The following is a 15,987-nucleotide window of genomic DNA, read 5'->3' as shown; positions in this document are numbered from 1 at the left end:
GGCTGCCCAGGGCCGCGGGCCGGCGGCCGAGGCGAGAGCGAGACCCAGGCGTCCCGGTCACCTCTCCGCGCTTCGGCGTCCCGTCACGCCGCTCCCCCGAGGCGCTGACAGGATTCATGACCTCGCGGGCTTGTGTGCGCAGGGTGGACGAACACGGCATGTGGGGCAGCGAACCGTCATGTTGGTACGAGCTCCGGGGTGGGAGACGGCGGGCACCGCAGCCCGGCGTCGTGGCCGAGGAAACCTGCCGCGCGAGAAGCCAACAACGCTCGCTTGACGTTCGGCGTGGCTCTGGCGACCCTCGAGATTGCCATGAAGCGTGCGCTGCTCCGAGAGGCTCTCCGCGCTGAGCGATCGGCCGCGGCGCGCATGCTCAGAGAGCGCGAGACTCGCCCGCTCGGCACGCGGCGCAGCGCAACGGGCGCCCACGACACCGAGAGCGTCCGCCGCGCGGTCCGCCGCGCTTTCCGGGTCGCGCTCTGGATATGGCCCGCGTTCACGCTTGTCGACATGTTCATGGCGACCGTGCTGTACCCCGCGGCGCCGGTGTGGCGCTGCATCGTCCTGCGCGTCGTCGAGCAGGCGCTCTCCCTGGCCGTGTACCGGCTCTCGGGGCGCCCGACGCTCTCGGGGCGCGTCGTGCTCCTCGGGTACGAGGCCGCGTTCCTCACCGCCGCGATCTTCATCTCGCTGATGGCGCTCGATTTCGGCGGCCTGACGAGCGCGTACATGCACGGGCTCTCGATCGTCGTGCTGCTCCGCACGGCGCTCGTTCCCGCGCCGTTCAGCAAGGCGCTCCTCGCCTCCGCGCCGATGTTCCTCGCCTTCCCGGCGACGATGGGCATCGCCGCGATCTTCTCCCCGTCGATCCATGCGGCGTGGCTCGATCCGACGACGCTGCTCACGGCCGCGAGCCATTACATCTTCGTCCCCGCCTCGGGGGTGATCGGGGCGCTGTCGAGCCACGTCGTGTGGGCCGCGCAGCAGCAGGTCTATCAGGCGCGCAAGCTGGGGAGGTACCGGCTCGAGGCGCCGATCGGCAAAGGGGGGATGAGCGAGGTCTGGCTCGCGTGGGACGAGACGCTCCACCGCGACGTCGCCCTCAAGCTCCTGAGGACGCGAGACGCGCCGGACCCCGCGGTGCCGAAGCGCTTCGAGCAGGAGGCGCACGCGGCGAGCAAGCTCAGCGATCCGCACACCATCCGGATCTTCGACTTCGGAGCGAGCGACGACGGCATCTACTACATCGCCATGGAGCACCTGCGCGGGGCCGATCTCGCCGCGATCGTGCGCAGCTACGGCCCCATGCCCGTGGCGCGCGCCCTGCGCTTCGCCTTGCAGGCCTGCCGCTCGCTCATCGAGGCGCACGAGGCAGGGATCATCCACCGGGACATCAAGCCGCAGAACCTCTTCGTCACCCGCGTGGGCGACGATCACGACTTCCTCAAGCTGCTCGACTTCGGGGTCGCGCGGATGGTCGAGGGCGGCCGGGACGCCGAGCTCACGAACAGCGGTATGCTCTGCGGGACGCCGGCCTATATGGCGCCGGAGGTGTGTCGCGGTGATCGGGCGGACGCGCGCAGCGACATCTACTCGCTCGGGGGCACGCTCTACTTCCTGCTCACCGGGGAGCTGCCGTTCGAGGGCTCGTCGTCGGGGCAGCTCTTCGTCGCGCACATGACGAAGGCCCCCCACGCGCCGTCGGTGCGGCGCGGCCCGACCGTCCCTCGCGCGGTCGATCGCCTCGTCCTGCGGTGCCTCGCCAAGGACCCGCGCCACCGTTTCCAGAGCGCGCGCGCGCTGTTCGATGCGCTGCTCCCGCTGCTCGACGAGTCTGCCTGGACGGCGGCCGACGCGGAGCGCTTCTGGGTGACCGAGCGCGCGGAGAAGCTCGGCCGCCCGGAAGCGCCGCTCGAGCGCCCCACGACGGCGCGCGGGGGCTCGACGCGGACCGCCTCCGCCCGATAGAGCCAGCGCGCCGTCGCGCCGCGCCGGCGACCGCGCGGTATCGACGCTGCACGGTAGAAGCGCGTCGAAGCGGCGCGGAAACGCACGAGAAGCTGCGCTTTCGGATCATTCAATGTAGGAGATGAGGACCGATGTCGAGCGTGGGTTGAACGCGCCTCGGCCGCTCCGATTCGCCATGGTTCATGGCGGCAGCGCCCCGATCTCGGTGAGGAGGAGCGATGTCGACTTTGACTACCTCACCTGCATGGGGGTCATGTGGTGGTGCTGCATGAGGCCCCGCTTCCTCCCACGCCGCGCCCCGAGCCTCGCCGAGGCCGACGCCTGAGCCCGGAGTACCCCGGACCGCTCGCAGACCCGTGCGGGCGATCCGGGGGCACCGTGGTGGCGGTCGAGGCTCCCTCCGCGGCCGCGTGAGGGAGCCTCGACCCGTCAGGGGGCCCGTCGCTTCATCGTCCGCTCATGACCCCTTGCCGGCGCCTCGCCATGGCGAGGACCGAGCCGCGGCGGCGCCGCAGGGGGCGCGGAGCGAGCGTCAGCAGGGCTCCCCGTCATGCGGGTAGCCGTGATGGCGAGCGCGGCACGCTACCAGCCGCAGCCGCCCCAGCCGCCGCAGCCGCCGCCCCAGCCGCCGCCCCACCAGGGCCGGAAGCCCCAGCCGCCCCAGCCGCCGCCCCACCAGGGCCGGAAGCCCCAGCCGCCGCCCCAGCCCCAGCCGGGCCGGAAGCCCCAGCCGCCGCCCCAGCCCCAGCCGGGCCGGAAGCCCCAGCCGCCGCCCCACCAGCGCGCCGCATCGGGCTTCTCGCTCGTCGAGCCGGGGTCCGCGGCGCCGACATCGGGCGCGCCGGGGGCCGGCGCGCTGGCGCTTGCTGCGCTGGGGTCCGTCGCTCTCTCGTCCATCGCCGGATTCGCGCTCGACTCCTGATCAGCGGAATCCGTCTCGGCCTGGAACGCCTGCTTCGCCTCGTCGGTCTCGCTCATCACGTCGTCGGTGGGCGCGTCCGACGTCGCCGCCTCGGCCATGCAACCTGCCGCAGAGAGGGCCGTCGAGAGGGCGATGAGCGATGCGAACTTCGTCAATTGGCTCATGTTCCCGTTCTCCTGTGCACATCAATCCATGTCGAATGGAGTCATCGCCCGTCATGGCGACGAGCGTTGACACGCGGGGACCTGAGATCCCCCGCCGCACGATCATGTGTGGTGTCCGGGAGGTGATGTCGATTACCCCATAAAGGACACCTGAGACACCATGGACGCTTTCTGCGAGGCCGGCGGCGCGCGGAGAGGGCAGCATCGCGCGCTCCTTCCGCGAGGGCGCGAGGCGCGGCCGCGCGGCGTTCACCGGCCCCCGCGCCCTCCGGTGGGGCCGCGCGCTCTGCGCTGATCCCGCGCGCCGGGCGCAGCGTCATCGCTCTCGCTGGCCAGCGCGGAGGAGCGCAAGCGCGCCGGACTGCGATGCTGGCGAGGACCGGCCCCGGGAGGGCCTGTCCTCATGAGGCTGCGGTGATGGTGCCTGGAAAGTGAACAGCTCGATCAACGGAGATGGAGCGGATGGCGCGGAGCACCCAGGCGCTTGCCGCGAGGGATCGCCGCGCGGCAGGCGCAGCGCGCGGCGAACGAGGCTTCATGGAGGCTCGCGCGATCGTGTCGTCCGCCCGGATCTCCAGCGTGAAGGCGATGAGGAGATTTCCGCAACTGCGCCTTCGGAGCACATGCGCTCGCGGTTCGCACCGGAGAGCGTCAGGCCCATCGTCGAACCAGCCGACGGCGCGCCACGTCCCGTCCTGGTCGATAGTCGGGCGCGAAGACCGGTGGATTCGAGCGAAAGAAACGCGGTGGACTGGACGACGTGGGAGCAACGCGCAGGAGCGGCCCGCGAAGGGGCCTTGTGTCCACGCGTCGATGGCTGCGAAGGGAAGGGGCGCGAAGAGCGCGAGCGCGCCGTCGATGGGCGCGGCGGGCTCCGGGGAGGGGCTCGCCCGAGGCCGCCTGGAGGGAGCGCTCAGCCCGCGAGCTTCGCGCGGACCGCGTCGCCCATCCCCTGGGTCGACAGCTTGCCGCCGAGGTCCGCCGTCCGTGCGCCGCCGGCGATGGCCTGCGCCACCGCGCGCTCGAGCACGGCCGCCTCCTTGTCGAGCCGAAGCGAGTGCCGGAGCAGCATCGCGGCGCTCAGGATCGTCCCGATCGGGTTGGCGATCCCCTTGCCGGCGATGTCGGGCGCAGAGCCGTGGATCGGCTCGTAGACACCGCGCGTCCCATCGCCCAGCGACGCGCTCGGACAGAGCCCAAGCGAGCCGGCGAGCACGGCGGCCTCGTCGGTCAGGATGTCGCCGAACATGTTCTCGGTGACGATGACGTCGAACGCCGCGGCCGAGGTGATGAGCCGCATCGCGCACGAGTCGACGAGCTGGTGCTCGATGCGGATCTCCGGGTGGCGGGCGGCGACCTCGGTCGCCACCGTGCGCCAGAGCCGCGACGACTCGAGGACGTTCGCCTTGTCGACGGACGTGACGAGGCGCCTGCGCGACGACGCGAGGCGGAACGCGAGCTCGACGACGCGCTGGATCTCCTCGTCGGTGTACTCGAGCGTGTCGACAGCGCGCCGGCGCCCGTTCACCTCCTCGCGGATGCGCGGCTTGCCGAAGTAGAGCCCGCCCGTCAGCTCACGGACGACCAGGATATCGACGTCCGCGAGCCGCTCTGCCTTGAGGGGAGAGGCCTGGATGAGCTCCGGGAACAGGCGGATCGGCCGCAGGTTGGCGTACAGGCCGAGCCCCTGACGCAGGGCGAGCAGCCCCTGCTCGGGGCGGACGCTCGCGCTCGGGTTGTCCCACTTGGGGCCGCCGACGGCGCCGAGCAGGACGGCATCCGCCGCGCGGCACGCGTCGAGCGTCTCCTGCGTCAGCGCCGTGCCGGTCGCGTCGATCGCGCACCCGCCGATGAGGTGCTCCGAGTAGCTGAAGCTGTGGCCGAACTGGGCGGCGACAGCGTCGAGTGTGGCGCGGGTTTCGGCGACAACTTCGACGCCGATGCCGTCGCCGGGCAAAAGAACGATATTGGCCTTCATGCGACCTCGCTGGCAGGCAACGTGGATGTGAACTGCTGCGGCTCTCTCGCTGCGAGCGTGAGCCCATACTCGATCCCGTCCGCGAGCGCATGCCAGGACGCATCGATGATGTTGGTCGACGCGCCGACGGTGCTCCACTCGCGGTGCGCGTCGCGGCTGTTGATGAGCACGCGCGTCGTCGCCGAGGTGCCGTCGCGCCCGTCGAGGATGCGCACCTTGTAGTCGACGAGCTGGATGTCACGCACGGCCGGGAACACGGGCGCGAGCGCCTTGCGGAGCGCGCCATCGAGCGCGTTCACGGGGCCGGATCCCTCGGCCGCCGTGATCACCACCTCGTCGTCGACCGCGATCTTGATCATCGCCTCGGCGAAGGTGCCGACGCCCTCGCGCTGGCCCGCGATGACCTTGAAGTCGAGCAGCCGGAACGGCGGCTTGTAGCCCGGCGAGCTCCGGCGGAGCAGGAGCGCGACGGACGCTTCGGCCGCCTCGAACGACGAGCCGCGCGCCTCGCGCTCCTTGATCTGCTCCAGCACCTCGACCTCGGCGCCCGTCGGCACATCGAGCCCGAACTCCTCGGCCTTGCTGAGGAGGTTGCCGCGGCCCGACAGCTCGCTGACCACGGTCCGCATCGCGTTGCCCACGAGCGCGGGATCGATGTGCTGGTAAGACGCAGGCTCGCGCCGCATCGCCGCGACGTGAACGCCGCCCTTGTGCGCGAAGGCGCTCCGCCCGACGTAGGCCATGTGATCGTCGGGGGAGAGGTTCGCCACCTCGGCGACGTAGTGCGAGAGCTCGGTGATGCCGCGGAGCGCGCCGTCCGGGAGCGCCCGGAGGCCGAGCTTCAGCTCCAGGTTCGGGATGATCGCGCAGAGGTTCGCGTTCCCGCAGCGCTCACCGTAGCCGTTGATCGTGCCCTGGACGTGGCGGGCGCCCCCGCGCACGGCGGCGATCGAGTTGGCGACCGCGCACTCGCCGTCGTTGTGGGCATGGATCCCGAGCGGGTGGCCCAGCGCCGCCTTCATCTCGGCCACCACCGCCTCGATCTGCCAGGGCATCGAGCCGCCGTTCGTGTCGCAGAGCGTGACCACCTCCGCCCCGCCGCGCACAGCGGCGCGGAGCGTCTCGGTCGCGTACGACCTGTCGAGCGCGAACCCGTCGAAGAAGTGCTCGGCGTCGTAGATCACGCGGCGGCCGTGCGCGCGCAGGAAGGCGATGGTCTCCTCGATCATCCGGAGGTTCTCGTCGAGCGTCGTGCGCAGCACCGCCGTCACGTGCTGGACCGAGCTCTTGCCGAAGATCGTGCAGACGCTCGTCCCGGCGGCGAGGAGCGCGCGGAGCCCGGGGTCGTCCTCGGGGGCCAGCGAGGCCCGGCGCGTCGAGCCGAACGCGGCGATCTTCGCGTGCTTCCACTCGATGTCCTTCGCCCGCTCGAAGAACTGCGCGTCCTTCGGGTTCGAGCCAGGCCACCCGCCCTCGATGAAGGCCAGGCCGAACGCGTCGAGGTGGCGCGCGATATGCAGCTTGTCCTCGCACGCGAGCGAGATCCCCTCGCGCTGGGTGCCGTCCCGTAGCGTTGTGTCGTAGACGTCGACGCGGTCCGCGGGGCGGGCGCCCTGCTCCGCGCCGTTATGAGGCGGATTCATAAGGTTCGACTTCCTTCGTGCAGCGAGATCGGGTCGCCGAGCTCGTCGCCCCCTGGGGGGCCTCCTGCGCTCGGCGCACGGCCCTACCTCGCGGTCTCGACGGCGGCGCCGTGGCCGCTCTGGTTGCTCTCTGACGCCCCCGCGTCGTCCTTGGGCTCGACGCCGTAGGTCGCGAGGAGCCGGTTCAGGGCGGTGAGGTATGCCTTCGCGCTGGCCACCAGGATGTCGGTGTCAGCGCCGTGGCCGTGGAAGACCCGCGCCGCGGCGTCGTGCTGCGGGTGCCGCTTGTTCGACGTCGCGTCCGCCCGGACGCGGACGCTCACCTCGCCGAGCGCGTCGATGCCCTCGGTCACCGCGTGCACCGAGAACTCGAGGAGGCTGCTCGGCACGCGGACGATCTCGTCGATCGCCCGGTAGGCGGCGTCCACCGGCCCGGTGCCGATCGCGGCGCGGACGTGCAGCGCCCCGTCCGGCCCGCGCAGGCGGACCGTGGCGGTGGGCATGCCGGTGGTCCCGCAGGCGACCTGGAGCGCGTCGAGCGTGTAGAGATCGTCGGCCTGCGCCCGCGTGGTCGAGACGATCGCCTCGATGTCGGGATCGGTGACGTGCTTCTTCTTGTCCGCGAGCGCCTTGAAGCTGGCGAACGCCGCCGCGAGCTGGGCCTCGTCGAGGTGGTAGCCGAGCTCCTCCAGCCGGTTGCGGAGCGCGTGCCTGCCCGAGTGCTTGCCGAGGACGAGCCGGGTCTGCGTCACCCCGACCATCTCCGGCCGCATGATCTCGTACGTCTCCTGGTGCTTCAGCATCCCGTCCTGGTGGATGCCGGACTCGTGCGCGAAGGCGTTGGCGCCCACGATCGCCTTGTTCGGCTGGACGTTGAAGCCGGTCGCCGCGCTGACGAGGCGGCTCACGGTGGCGATCTGGGTCGTGTCGATCCCGGTGCGCAGCCCGAAGACGGCCCGGCGCGTCGCGAGCGCCATGACGATCTCCTCGAGCGCGGTGTTGCCGGCGCGCTCGCCGATGCCGTTGATGGTCACCTCGGCCTGGCGCGCGCCCGCGCGGATGCCCTCCAGCGCGTTGGCCGTCGCGAGCCCGAGGTCGTTGTGGCAGTGGACCGAGACGATGGCGCGGTCGATCCCCGCCACGTTCTTGCGGATCCCGGCGATGAGCGCGCCGAACTCGCTCGGGATGGTGTACCCGACCGTGTCCGGGATGTTGAGCGTGGTGGCCCCGGCGGCGATCGCGGCCTCGAGCACCTGGTAGAGGAACTCCGGCTCGCTCCGGCCGGCGTCCTCGGGGCTGAACTCCACGTCGGCGCACAGGTCGCGCGCGTACGCGACCATGGCCCGCACGCGGTCGAGCACCTCGGTCCGGGTCATCCGGAGCTTGTGCTTGAGGTGGATGTCGCTCGTGGCGAGGAAGGTGTGGATCCGCGGGTGCGCGGCCCGAGCGACGCCCTCCCACGCCTTGTCGATGTCGACCTTGGTGGCGCGGGCGAGGGCGCAGATGATCGGCGGGGTCGCGGCCGGGCGGCCGGGGACCGCGGCCGCGCCCACGCGCTCGGCGATCGTCTGGACGGCGAGCAGATCGTCGGGGGAGGCGGCGGGGAAGCCCGTCTCGATGACGTCGACGCCGAGCTTCGCCAGCGCGAGCGCGATCTCGAGCTTCTCCGACGACGTCATCGTCGCGCCCGGCGACTGCTCGCCGTCGCGCAGCGTCGTGTCGAAGATGCGGACGTAATCGGACGGGGGCATCGCTTGATTGGCAATCATCTCAGGCATGGTGTTCTCCGCCGCCTCCCACGAGTGGAGAGGCTCAGTCGCCGGGCTTGATGGTGACGGGATCGATGAACGGCATCATCTTGCGCAGGTTGGCGCCCACGATCTCGAGCCGCTGCTCCCGCTCCTTCGCCCGCGTCGCCTCGAACTTCGGTCGGCCCGCCTCGTTCTCCGCGATCCACTTGCGCGCGAACTCGCCGCTCTGGATCTCGCCGAGGATGCGCTTCATCTCCTCGCGCGTCTTGTCGGTGATGACCCGCGGGCCCGACACGTAGTCGCCGTGCTCGGCGGTGTCGCTGATCGAGTACCGCATGTAGTTGAGGCCGCCGCGGTACATGAGGTCGACGATGAGCTTGAGCTCGTGCAGACACTCGAAGTACGCGATCTCCGGCTGGTAGCCGGCGTTCACGAGCGTCTCGAACCCTGCCTTCACGAGCTCGCTCGCGCCGCCGCAGAGCACCGCCTGCTCGCCGAAGAGGTCGGTCTCGGTCTCCTCCGCGAACGTCGTGAGGAGCACCCCGGCGCGCGACGCGCCGATGCCCTTCGCGTAGGCGAGCGCCTGGGCCTCCGCCTTGCCGCTCGCGTCCTGGTGGACGGCGAGGAGGGCCGGGACGCCGCCGCCGGCCTCGAACGTCTCGCGCACGCGGTGGCCAGGGCCCTTCGGGGCGATCATCGACACGTCGACCGACGGGGGGGGCGTGATCGTGTTGAAGCGGATGTTGAACCCGTGCGCGAACATGAGCGTCTTGCCCGGGCCGAGGTGCGGCGCGATCTGCTCGTTGTAGATGCGCGCCTGCGACGTGTCGGGGGCGAGGATCATGATGACGTCGGCGGCCTTCGCGGCCTCGGACACCGTGGCCACCTGCAGCCCCGCGGCCTGCGCCTTGGGCCGGCTCTTGCTGCCCTCGGGCAGGGCGACGATCACCGTGACGCCGCTGTCGCGCAGGTTCAGCGCGTGCGCGTGCCCCTGGGAGCCGTAGCCCACGATCGCGACCTTCTTGCTCTGGATGAGCGAAAGATCCGCGTCGTTATCGTAAAAAATCTTAGCCATCTCTCTCTCCTTACAACAGGGACCCGCACCTCGCGGCTCCCGTCCTTCACGTCATTCGCGTCTCGCGCGCGCTATTTACACCGTCTTGCGCCGTCAGGAGGCGCCGTTCTCGGCCGGGCGCACGGGGATGGAGTCGAACCTGGCCTCGGCCTCCTCGGCGCCGCGGGTCATCACGATCATCCCTGTCCGCACCATCTCGATGATCCCGAATGGGCGGAGCACCTCGAGCAGGCCCTCGATCTTGTCGCCGGTCCCGGTGATCTCGATGGTCAGCGCCTCGGGGGCGACGTCGACGGTGCGCGCGCGGAACACCTCGCAGAGCTGGAGCACCTGCGCCCGGCTCGTCGCGTCCGCCTTCACCTTGATGAGCGCGAGATCGCGCGCGACGGAGGCGGTGTGGGTGACGTCCCGGACCCAGAGGGTGTTGACCAGCTTGTAGAGGTTCGCCTCCAGGCGCCTCGCCCCGTCCTCGTCCGCCTCGAGGACCAGGGTCAGGCGCGAGATCCCGGCGATGTGGGTGCGCCCGACGCTCAGCGACTCGATGTTGTAGGCGCGCCGCCGGAAGAGGGACGCGACGCGGTTGAGCACGCCGGGGCGGTCTTCGACGTAGGCGATGAACGTGCGCAGGATGGGTCGATCCATGGATGCCTCTTGAAAGTCCCTCTTGTCTGTGGTGCGCGCGGCTCCAGCCGCGGCGCGCTCGGGCGCGCCCCGCCCGTCCGACGGGCGCACGCTCACGCTGGAGCGCGCGCCCTGGGCGCGTGGGTCTACGGGCGCGTTCACGGATCCTCCCCGGTCTCCACGATGGGGCTCGGGCGCCGGATCATGTCGTTCAGGTCGGCGCCGGCGGGGACCATCGGATAGACGCTATCCTCCTGCTCGACGCGGAAGTCGACCACCACGGTGCCCGGCGTGGCGCGGGCGCGCTCCACGGCGCCGGCGATCTCCTCACGCTTCGTGACGCGGATGCCCGTCAGCCCGTGGGCCTCGGCGAGCTTCACGAAATCCGGGCTGCGCATCGGGGTGGCCGAGTAGCGCCGGTTGTAGAAGAACTCCTGCCACTGCCGCACCATGCCGAGGTAGCCGTTGTTGATGACGGCCACGTGGACCTTGAGCCCCTCCTGCGCGCAGGTCGAGAGCTCGCACGCGGTCATCTGGAAGCCGCCGTCGCCCACGACCACCCAGATCTCGTCCTCCGGCTTCGCGAAGCGCGCGCCGATCGCCGCCGGCAGGGCGAAGCCCATCGTGCCGAGCCCGCCGGAGGTGACGAGCTTCCGCGGGTGATCGTGCTTGTAGTACTGCGCTTCCCACATCTGGTGCTGGCCGACGTCGGTTACCACAAGCGCCTTGCCGTCGGTGAGCCGCCAGAGGTCGTGCATCACGTGCGCGGCGTACAATTTATCGTTGTACGGCAATTGTTGAATGTCACGGACCGCCGAGTCGCCCTTCAGCAGGTTGATGCGCTCGACCCACGGGCCCCGGTTGCGCTGCTTGCACCCGGGGATGAGCGACAGGAGCGTGTCCCGGACGTCGCCGATGAGGCCCACGTCGACCTTGACATTCTTGTTGATCTCGGACCGGTCGATCTCGACGTGGATCTTCTTCGCCTTCACGGCGTAGGTCTTGAGGTTGCCGGTCACGCGGTCGTCGAAGCGCATCCCGAGCGCGATGAGGAGGTCGGCCTCCTGGATGGCGTTGTTCACCCACGCCTCGCCGTGCATGCCCATCATGCCGAGGCTGAGCGGGTGCGTCGCCGGGAAGCCCCCGAGGCCGAGCAGCGTGGAGGCGACGGGGATCCCCGTCTTCTCCACGAAGGAGAGGAGCTCGCGCGTCGCCTCCGCCCTGACGATGCCCTGACCAGCCAGGATGAGCGGCCGCTCGGCCTCGTCGATGAGGTCGATCGCCTTCTCGATGTCCGTCTGGACGGCGTGCTGCGAGGGGCGGTAGCCGGGCAGCCGGACCTCGCCCTTCGGCGGCTCGAAATCGATCGACGCCTGCTGGGCGTCCTTGGTGATGTCCACGAGCACGGGGCCCGGGCGGCCCGAGCGCGCGATGTAGAACGCCTCGCGGAGGGTGGGAGCGATGTCCTGGACGTCGGTCACCAGGTAGTTGTGCTTGGTGATGGGCAGGGTGACGCCCGTGATGTCCGTCTCCTGGAAGGCGTCGGTCCCGAGCAGCTTGGACGAGACCTGCCCGGTGATACAGACGATGGGCGAGGAGTCGAGCATCGCAGTCGCGATCCCGGTGACGAGGTTCGTCGCGCCCGGCCCCGAGGTGGCGACGCAAACGCCGACCTTGCCCGAGGCGCGGGCGTAGCCGTCTGCCATGTGCGACGCGCCCTGCTCGTGCCGGACGAGCACATGGCGGATCGGGTAGCCGAGGATCGTGTCATAGGCGGGCATGATCGCGCCGCCCGGATAGCCAAAGACCACGTCCACGCCTTCGCGGACGAGGACTTCCCAGATAATCTGTGCACCGGTTCGTTTCATAATTCCCGACTCCATCGAGTCACGCGGGTGAAGGTGGGGCCCATGGGGGCGCCTTGGCCGCGGGGTTCTGCCGTTTCTCAGGGGCTCAGCTACTTAGGCGATCGCGCGCTGCAGATCCTCCCGAGGGCCGCCGCCGCTGCTCTCCTCGCGGCGGAGCGCGTCGAGCACCCTGCGCGCGTCGTCGAGCGACACGACGCGCGAGCTGCTCGGTGCGCTCGCCGGCTTGGCGCGCTGGTCCACGTTGGAGCGAGCGGAGGGCGGGTCAGCGTGGAACTCGAACGAGACCTCCGCGGCGTCGCCGTGCGGGCGCGCGCCCTTGAGGTGCGTCGAGGAGCGCTGGGGCGCGCGGACGGCGCCCCCGCTGGCTCGGGCGCGGATCTCGTCGACGAGCGCCTCGAACTCCTCTCGCACGGCGCTCGACGCGACGGGCCCCCCACATCCCGCGGCGACGAGCTCTGCGAGCTCCGCGATGCGCTGGTCGACGGCCTCGATCGAGGCGTCCTCCCGATTCTTCCTCGAATGTTCCTTGCTCACCTGATCCTCCTTCGACGACGGCTGCTCTCCGTGAACCCTCAGGCCGAAAAAACGAAAGCCCCCGGACCATCTCGGTGCGGGGGCCTATCTCCATGCTGTTTCAGCTCAGAGCGGCGGCCCGCAACCGTTCCCGACGCGAATCAGCCCGACGACGTCAACTAGGCTGAAGAGCGCAGGAATGGCTAGGCCCGCTAGGAGCCCGACGGACACGCCGCCTTCGACGACGACGAACGAACGCGTCGTCGAGGACGCCAACGAAGCGTGGTGCACAACCTTCTCAGCGGGGGTCCCATCGCCGGAGGCGTGGGCGCTGGTGGTGCACATCGGCTTCTGCATGGCGTAGATGCTTCTACCCTACAGAGCTGCTGCGTCGCGTCAAGTTGTTTCTTTACAGAACGCTTGTTTCTGCGGCATTTCGTGCAGTTTTTTGTTCGAGCACACGCACGTGAACCGCGTGATGTTCGGCACGGACCGGCGCTGTCCGGGAGCTCGGCCAGCGGTGTCTCGAACGGCGATGCATCGCCGTTCGATGTGCACGGATGTATCGCTCGAGCGCGACTCGATCGCGACGCCGGGGGAGTCGAGCGAGGCGCGCCGAGCGCGTCGCGTGGAGCGCGCGGAGGCGAGGGCGCGGCCAGGATGCTGGGGCGCCGGGGGAGAGGTGCGCAAACACCGGACGTCGGATCATGCGCGCCCGAGGTGCAGACTGCTGTGTTGAACCGACTGCCGCCAGATCGCGCGACACACCCATGAACCTGGCATGCAAGCGCATCGCGTCGCGCAGGCGCGCCCTGCCGATCGACCGGTCTCGCCCTGTGGTCTGCAGCGCCGCCGCGCGGCCTCTCTCGGCACGGTCGGGCTCCTCGTGTTGAGCGGCGCCTCGACCGGCGCCACCGCGGCCCGCGCCGATCCTGCGCATCCAGCGGATCTCATGGCGCTCGCGGGCGCACAGCCCGCGCGGCCGTCGCTGCCACCCGCGCCGCCTGCGCAGCCACCTGCTGCGCCGGAGCGGCCCGCCGCAGCGGCGCCCCGGACGCAACCGAGGGCGGCCGCCAACTTCAGCACGTTCCTCGAGCTCCGGAACGATTACTCGCAAAGCAAGACCAGCTTCTTCAACGCGGCGGTGCTCCGGGGGGACTACGCCTTCACCAGGACGTTCTCGCTGCGCGCCGACCTGCCGCTCGCGTATGCGGGCGACATCGAGGGCCAGCGCGACGTGGGGCTCGGCGACGTCCTGATCCGGCCGCTCGTCCGCGTGGTCGGCACGCCGCGGTTCGCGCTGGTCCTCGGCACGGATCTCGTCCTCGACTCGGCGACGAAGCGCGCGCTCGGCTCGGGAAAGAACCAGGTGGCGCCCCTCGTCCAGGCGTACGTCCGCGTGGCGCGGCCCGCGCGGCTCGGGGCCCAGCTGCAGCACTCTGTGTCGTTCGGCGGTGACCCGGGGCGGAACGCCATCCAGAAGTCGACGATAAGGGAATTCGCGATCATCGAGCTGCCGCGCGGGTTCTGGGTGAGCCCGGACCAGGCGTTCTCGATCGACCACCGCGGCGCGCACCGCGTCGTGTCGACGAGCGTGCTGGAGGTCGGCGCAGAGCTCAGCGAACGGGTGCAGGTATACCTCGATCCCGGCATCCAGGTCGACGACCGGGGGGCGGTCGACTGGCTGGTGACGGGGGCGGTGCGCTGGGCCTTCCCGCAGCGAGCGCGGGAGCGCGCGGTCGCCGCCACGCCGATGCAGCGCGCGGGCGCGGGGCAGGCTGCGGGCGCGGGGCAGGCTGGGGGCGCTGGGCAGGCTGGGGGCGCGGCGCAGGCCGCGGAGGAGTAGGCGGCCAGCGCCCCCGGCGCCCAGGAGGACGCTCGGCGAGGGCCGCGCGCGTCTCGCGCCCGGGATGGGGCGGGGGCGATCGACGGACCCGGGGTGGCGGCCCCTTGACCTGGGTCGTCGTCCCGAGCCTGATCCTCGCCGCACGCATGCTGTCACGAGATCCGCTGCTCCTGCTCTCCGCGACCCGGCTCGCTGCGCTGATCCGCGAACGAGCCGTGACGTCGGCCGAGGTCGTGGAGGCCCATATCCGGCACATCGAGCGCGTGAACCCGACGCTCAACGCGATGGTGGCGGACCGGTTCGAGGCCGCCCGCGCCGAGGCGCGCGCGGTCGACGCGCACCTCGATCAGGGCGGGGCCGCGGGCGCGCCGCCGTTCCTCGGCGTCCCGTGCTCCATCAAGGAGAGCTTCGCCGTCGCCGGCATGCCGAACTCCGCGGGGCTCGTCGCCCGCGCCGACGTGCGCGCGGAGGAGGACGCCGTGACGGTCACGCGCCTGCGCGCCGCAGGCTTCATCCCGCTCGGCGTCACCAACGTGTCGGAGCTCTGCATGTGGATGGAGACGAACAACCGGCTCTACGGCCGGACGAACAACCCCTACGACCCGGCGCGCACCGCGGGCGGCAGCTCGGGCGGCGAGGCCGCGGTGATCGGCGCGGGCGGCGCGCCGGTCGGCCTCGGCTCGGACATCGGCGGATCCATCCGCATGCCGGCGTTCTTCAACGGCGTCTTCGGCCACAAGCCGACCGGCGGGCTCGTGCCGACCACGGGCCAGTTCCCGCTGCCGGGCGAGCGGGGGCTCCGCTTCATGACGACGGGCCCGATCGCGCGGCGCGCCGAGGATCTCATGCCGGTGCTCCGCATCCTCGCCGGCCCCGACGCGCGCGATCCGGGCTGTGCGTCGCTGCCGCTCGGCGATCCGGCCTCGGTCGATCTCGGCGCGCTGACGGTGCTCTCCGTCGAGCACGACGGCGTGCGCCGGGTGAGCGCCGATCTCGTGGCCGCGCAGCGGAAGGCTGCGGAGGCGCTCGCCGCCTGCGGGGCGACGGTGGTCGAGGCGAGGATCGACCTCCTCGCGCGGGCGCTCGACATCTGGACGGCGATGGTGGGCACGTCCGGGGGCGTCACGTTCCGGGCGTTGCTCGGCGGTGGCCGCCCGGTCAGCCTGCCGCGTGAGCTCGCCCGCTGGTCGGTACGCTGCTCGACGCACACGCTGCCCGCGCTGGGGCTCGCGTTGCTGGAGGACGTCGGCGGGCTGCTGCCGGCGCGCGTCGAGCGCGCCCTGGAGCTCGGCAAGGCGCTGCGCGCGGAGCTCGTGTCGCGCATCGGCGAGCAGGGCGTGATGCTCTACCCGTCCTATCCGAGCCCCGCGCCGCGGCACTACGCGCCGCTGCTGCCGCCCTTTCAGTGGACATACACCGCGGTGCTCAACGTCATGGAGATGCCGGCGACGCAGGTGCCGCTGGGCCTCAACGGCGAGGGGCTGCCGCTGGGCGTCCAGGTGGCGGCGATCCACGGCAACGATCACGTGACGATCGCCGTGGCGGAGCACCTGGAGCGCTCGTTCGGCGGCTGGGTGCCGCCGTCTCTCTCGTGGTGCCGGCGCTGACCGTTCCCGCCCGCGGTCGTGGTATCAAGGC

At 71.1% G+C, this 15,987-nt stretch carries 12 protein-coding genes; 3 read left to right on the top strand and 9 right to left on the bottom strand.

The genetic code is table 11. The annotated features are described in order from the left end of the window. The first annotated feature begins 369 nt into the window (after positions 1–369). Complete coding sequence (locus WMF19_RS21505; RefSeq protein ID WP_437900803.1) at positions 370–1,968, top strand: serine/threonine-protein kinase; 1,599 nt, start codon at positions 370–372, stop codon at positions 1,966–1,968. Between the two features lie 582 nt (positions 1,969–2,550). Here the strand turns inward: WMF19_RS21505 and WMF19_RS21500 are convergent. The 9 genes from WMF19_RS21500 to WMF19_RS21460 form a co-directional block, all read right to left on the bottom strand. Further along, positions 2,551–3,054 (bottom strand): hypothetical protein, encoded by a 504-nt coding sequence (locus WMF19_RS21500; protein WP_437900802.1) that lies wholly within the window; start codon positions 3,052–3,054, stop codon positions 2,551–2,553. Positions 3,055–3,967: 913 nt separating this feature from the next. After that, on the bottom strand, positions 3,968–5,032 hold the full coding sequence (leuB, locus tag WMF19_RS21495; RefSeq protein WP_437330434.1) for a 3-isopropylmalate dehydrogenase: 1,065 nt from the start codon (positions 5,030–5,032) through the stop codon (positions 3,968–3,970). Continuing rightward, complete coding sequence (gene cimA, locus WMF19_RS21490) at positions 5,029–6,675, bottom strand: citramalate synthase (protein ID WP_437330433.1); 1,647 nt, start codon at positions 6,673–6,675, stop codon at positions 5,029–5,031. Before cimA ends, leuB begins: the two co-directional genes overlap by 4 nt. An 83-nt stretch (positions 6,676–6,758) precedes the next feature. Continuing rightward, the gene (locus tag WMF19_RS21485; protein ID WP_437330432.1) at positions 6,759–8,453 is read right to left on the bottom strand and encodes a 2-isopropylmalate synthase; all 1,695 of its coding nucleotides are present in this window, start codon (positions 8,451–8,453) and stop codon (positions 6,759–6,761) included. A 34-nt stretch (positions 8,454–8,487) separates the two neighbouring features. After that, the gene (gene ilvC, locus WMF19_RS21480; protein ID WP_437330431.1) at positions 8,488–9,501 is read right to left on the bottom strand and encodes a ketol-acid reductoisomerase; all 1,014 of its coding nucleotides are present in this window, start codon (positions 9,499–9,501) and stop codon (positions 8,488–8,490) included. 93 nt (positions 9,502–9,594) lie between these two features. Next, entirely contained in the window at positions 9,595–10,143 is a 549-nt protein-coding gene (gene ilvN / locus WMF19_RS21475; RefSeq protein WP_437900801.1) for an acetolactate synthase small subunit, read from the bottom strand. 137 nt (positions 10,144–10,280) lie between these two features. Then, positions 10,281–11,990, bottom strand: coding sequence for a biosynthetic-type acetolactate synthase large subunit (ilvB, locus tag WMF19_RS21470; protein WP_272099449.1), 1,710 nt, complete (start codon positions 11,988–11,990; stop codon positions 10,281–10,283). Between the two features lie 93 nt (positions 11,991–12,083). Further along, complete coding sequence (locus WMF19_RS21465) at positions 12,084–12,524, bottom strand: hypothetical protein (protein ID WP_437900800.1); 441 nt, start codon at positions 12,522–12,524, stop codon at positions 12,084–12,086. A 105-nt stretch (positions 12,525–12,629) separates the two neighbouring features. After that, positions 12,630–12,860 (bottom strand): hypothetical protein, encoded by a 231-nt coding sequence (locus WMF19_RS21460; protein ID WP_272099445.1) that lies wholly within the window; start codon positions 12,858–12,860, stop codon positions 12,630–12,632. A gap of 424 nt (positions 12,861–13,284) precedes the next feature. Here WMF19_RS21460 and WMF19_RS21455 point away from each other — a divergent pair, with 424 nt between their 5' ends. Together WMF19_RS21455 and WMF19_RS21450 are read left to right on the top strand one after the other, a co-directional pair. Then, the gene (locus WMF19_RS21455; protein WP_437900799.1) at positions 13,285–14,349 is read left to right on the top strand and encodes a hypothetical protein; all 1,065 of its coding nucleotides are present in this window, start codon (positions 13,285–13,287) and stop codon (positions 14,347–14,349) included. Between the two features lie 146 nt (positions 14,350–14,495). Continuing rightward, positions 14,496–15,956 carry an amidase gene (locus WMF19_RS21450; protein WP_437900798.1) on the top strand — a complete coding sequence of 487 codons (1,461 nt, stop codon included), beginning with the start codon at positions 14,496–14,498 and terminating at the stop codon, positions 15,954–15,956. Positions 15,957–15,987 lie beyond the last annotated feature (31 nt).

Origin of the sequence: Sorangium sp. So ce124 (genome assembly GCF_051525235.1) — a bacterium.
Classification (GTDB): domain Bacteria; phylum Myxococcota_A; class Polyangia; order Polyangiales; family Polyangiaceae; genus Sorangium; species Sorangium atrum.
This window is presented reverse-complemented; position numbering and strand designations above follow the sequence as displayed.

Coding starts and splice junctions, on each gene's coding strand:
- cimA (WP_437330433.1), bottom strand. CDS start 6,675: ATGAATCCGCCTCATAACGGCGCGGAGCAGGGCGCCCGCCCCGCGGAC.
- WMF19_RS21460 (WP_272099445.1), bottom strand. CDS start 12,860: ATGCAGAAGCCGATGTGCACCACCAGCGCCCACGCCTCCGGCGATGGG.
- leuB (WP_437330434.1), bottom strand. CDS start 5,032: ATGAAGGCCAATATCGTTCTTTTGCCCGGCGACGGCATCGGCGTCGAA.
- WMF19_RS21455 (WP_437900799.1), top strand. CDS start 13,285: ATGCAAGCGCATCGCGTCGCGCAGGCGCGCCCTGCCGATCGACCGGTC.
- WMF19_RS21500 (WP_437900802.1), bottom strand. CDS start 3,054: ATGAGCCAATTGACGAAGTTCGCATCGCTCATCGCCCTCTCGACGGCC.
- ilvN (WP_437900801.1), bottom strand. CDS start 10,143: ATGGATCGACCCATCCTGCGCACGTTCATCGCCTACGTCGAAGACCGC.
- ilvC (WP_437330431.1), bottom strand. CDS start 9,501: ATGGCTAAGATTTTTTACGATAACGACGCGGATCTTTCGCTCATCCAG.
- WMF19_RS21450 (WP_437900798.1), top strand. CDS start 14,496: ATGCTGTCACGAGATCCGCTGCTCCTGCTCTCCGCGACCCGGCTCGCT.
- WMF19_RS21485 (WP_437330432.1), bottom strand. CDS start 8,453: ATGCCTGAGATGATTGCCAATCAAGCGATGCCCCCGTCCGATTACGTC.
- ilvB (WP_272099449.1), bottom strand. CDS start 11,990: ATGAAACGAACCGGTGCACAGATTATCTGGGAAGTCCTCGTCCGCGAA.
- WMF19_RS21505 (WP_437900803.1), top strand. CDS start 370: ATGCTCAGAGAGCGCGAGACTCGCCCGCTCGGCACGCGGCGCAGCGCA.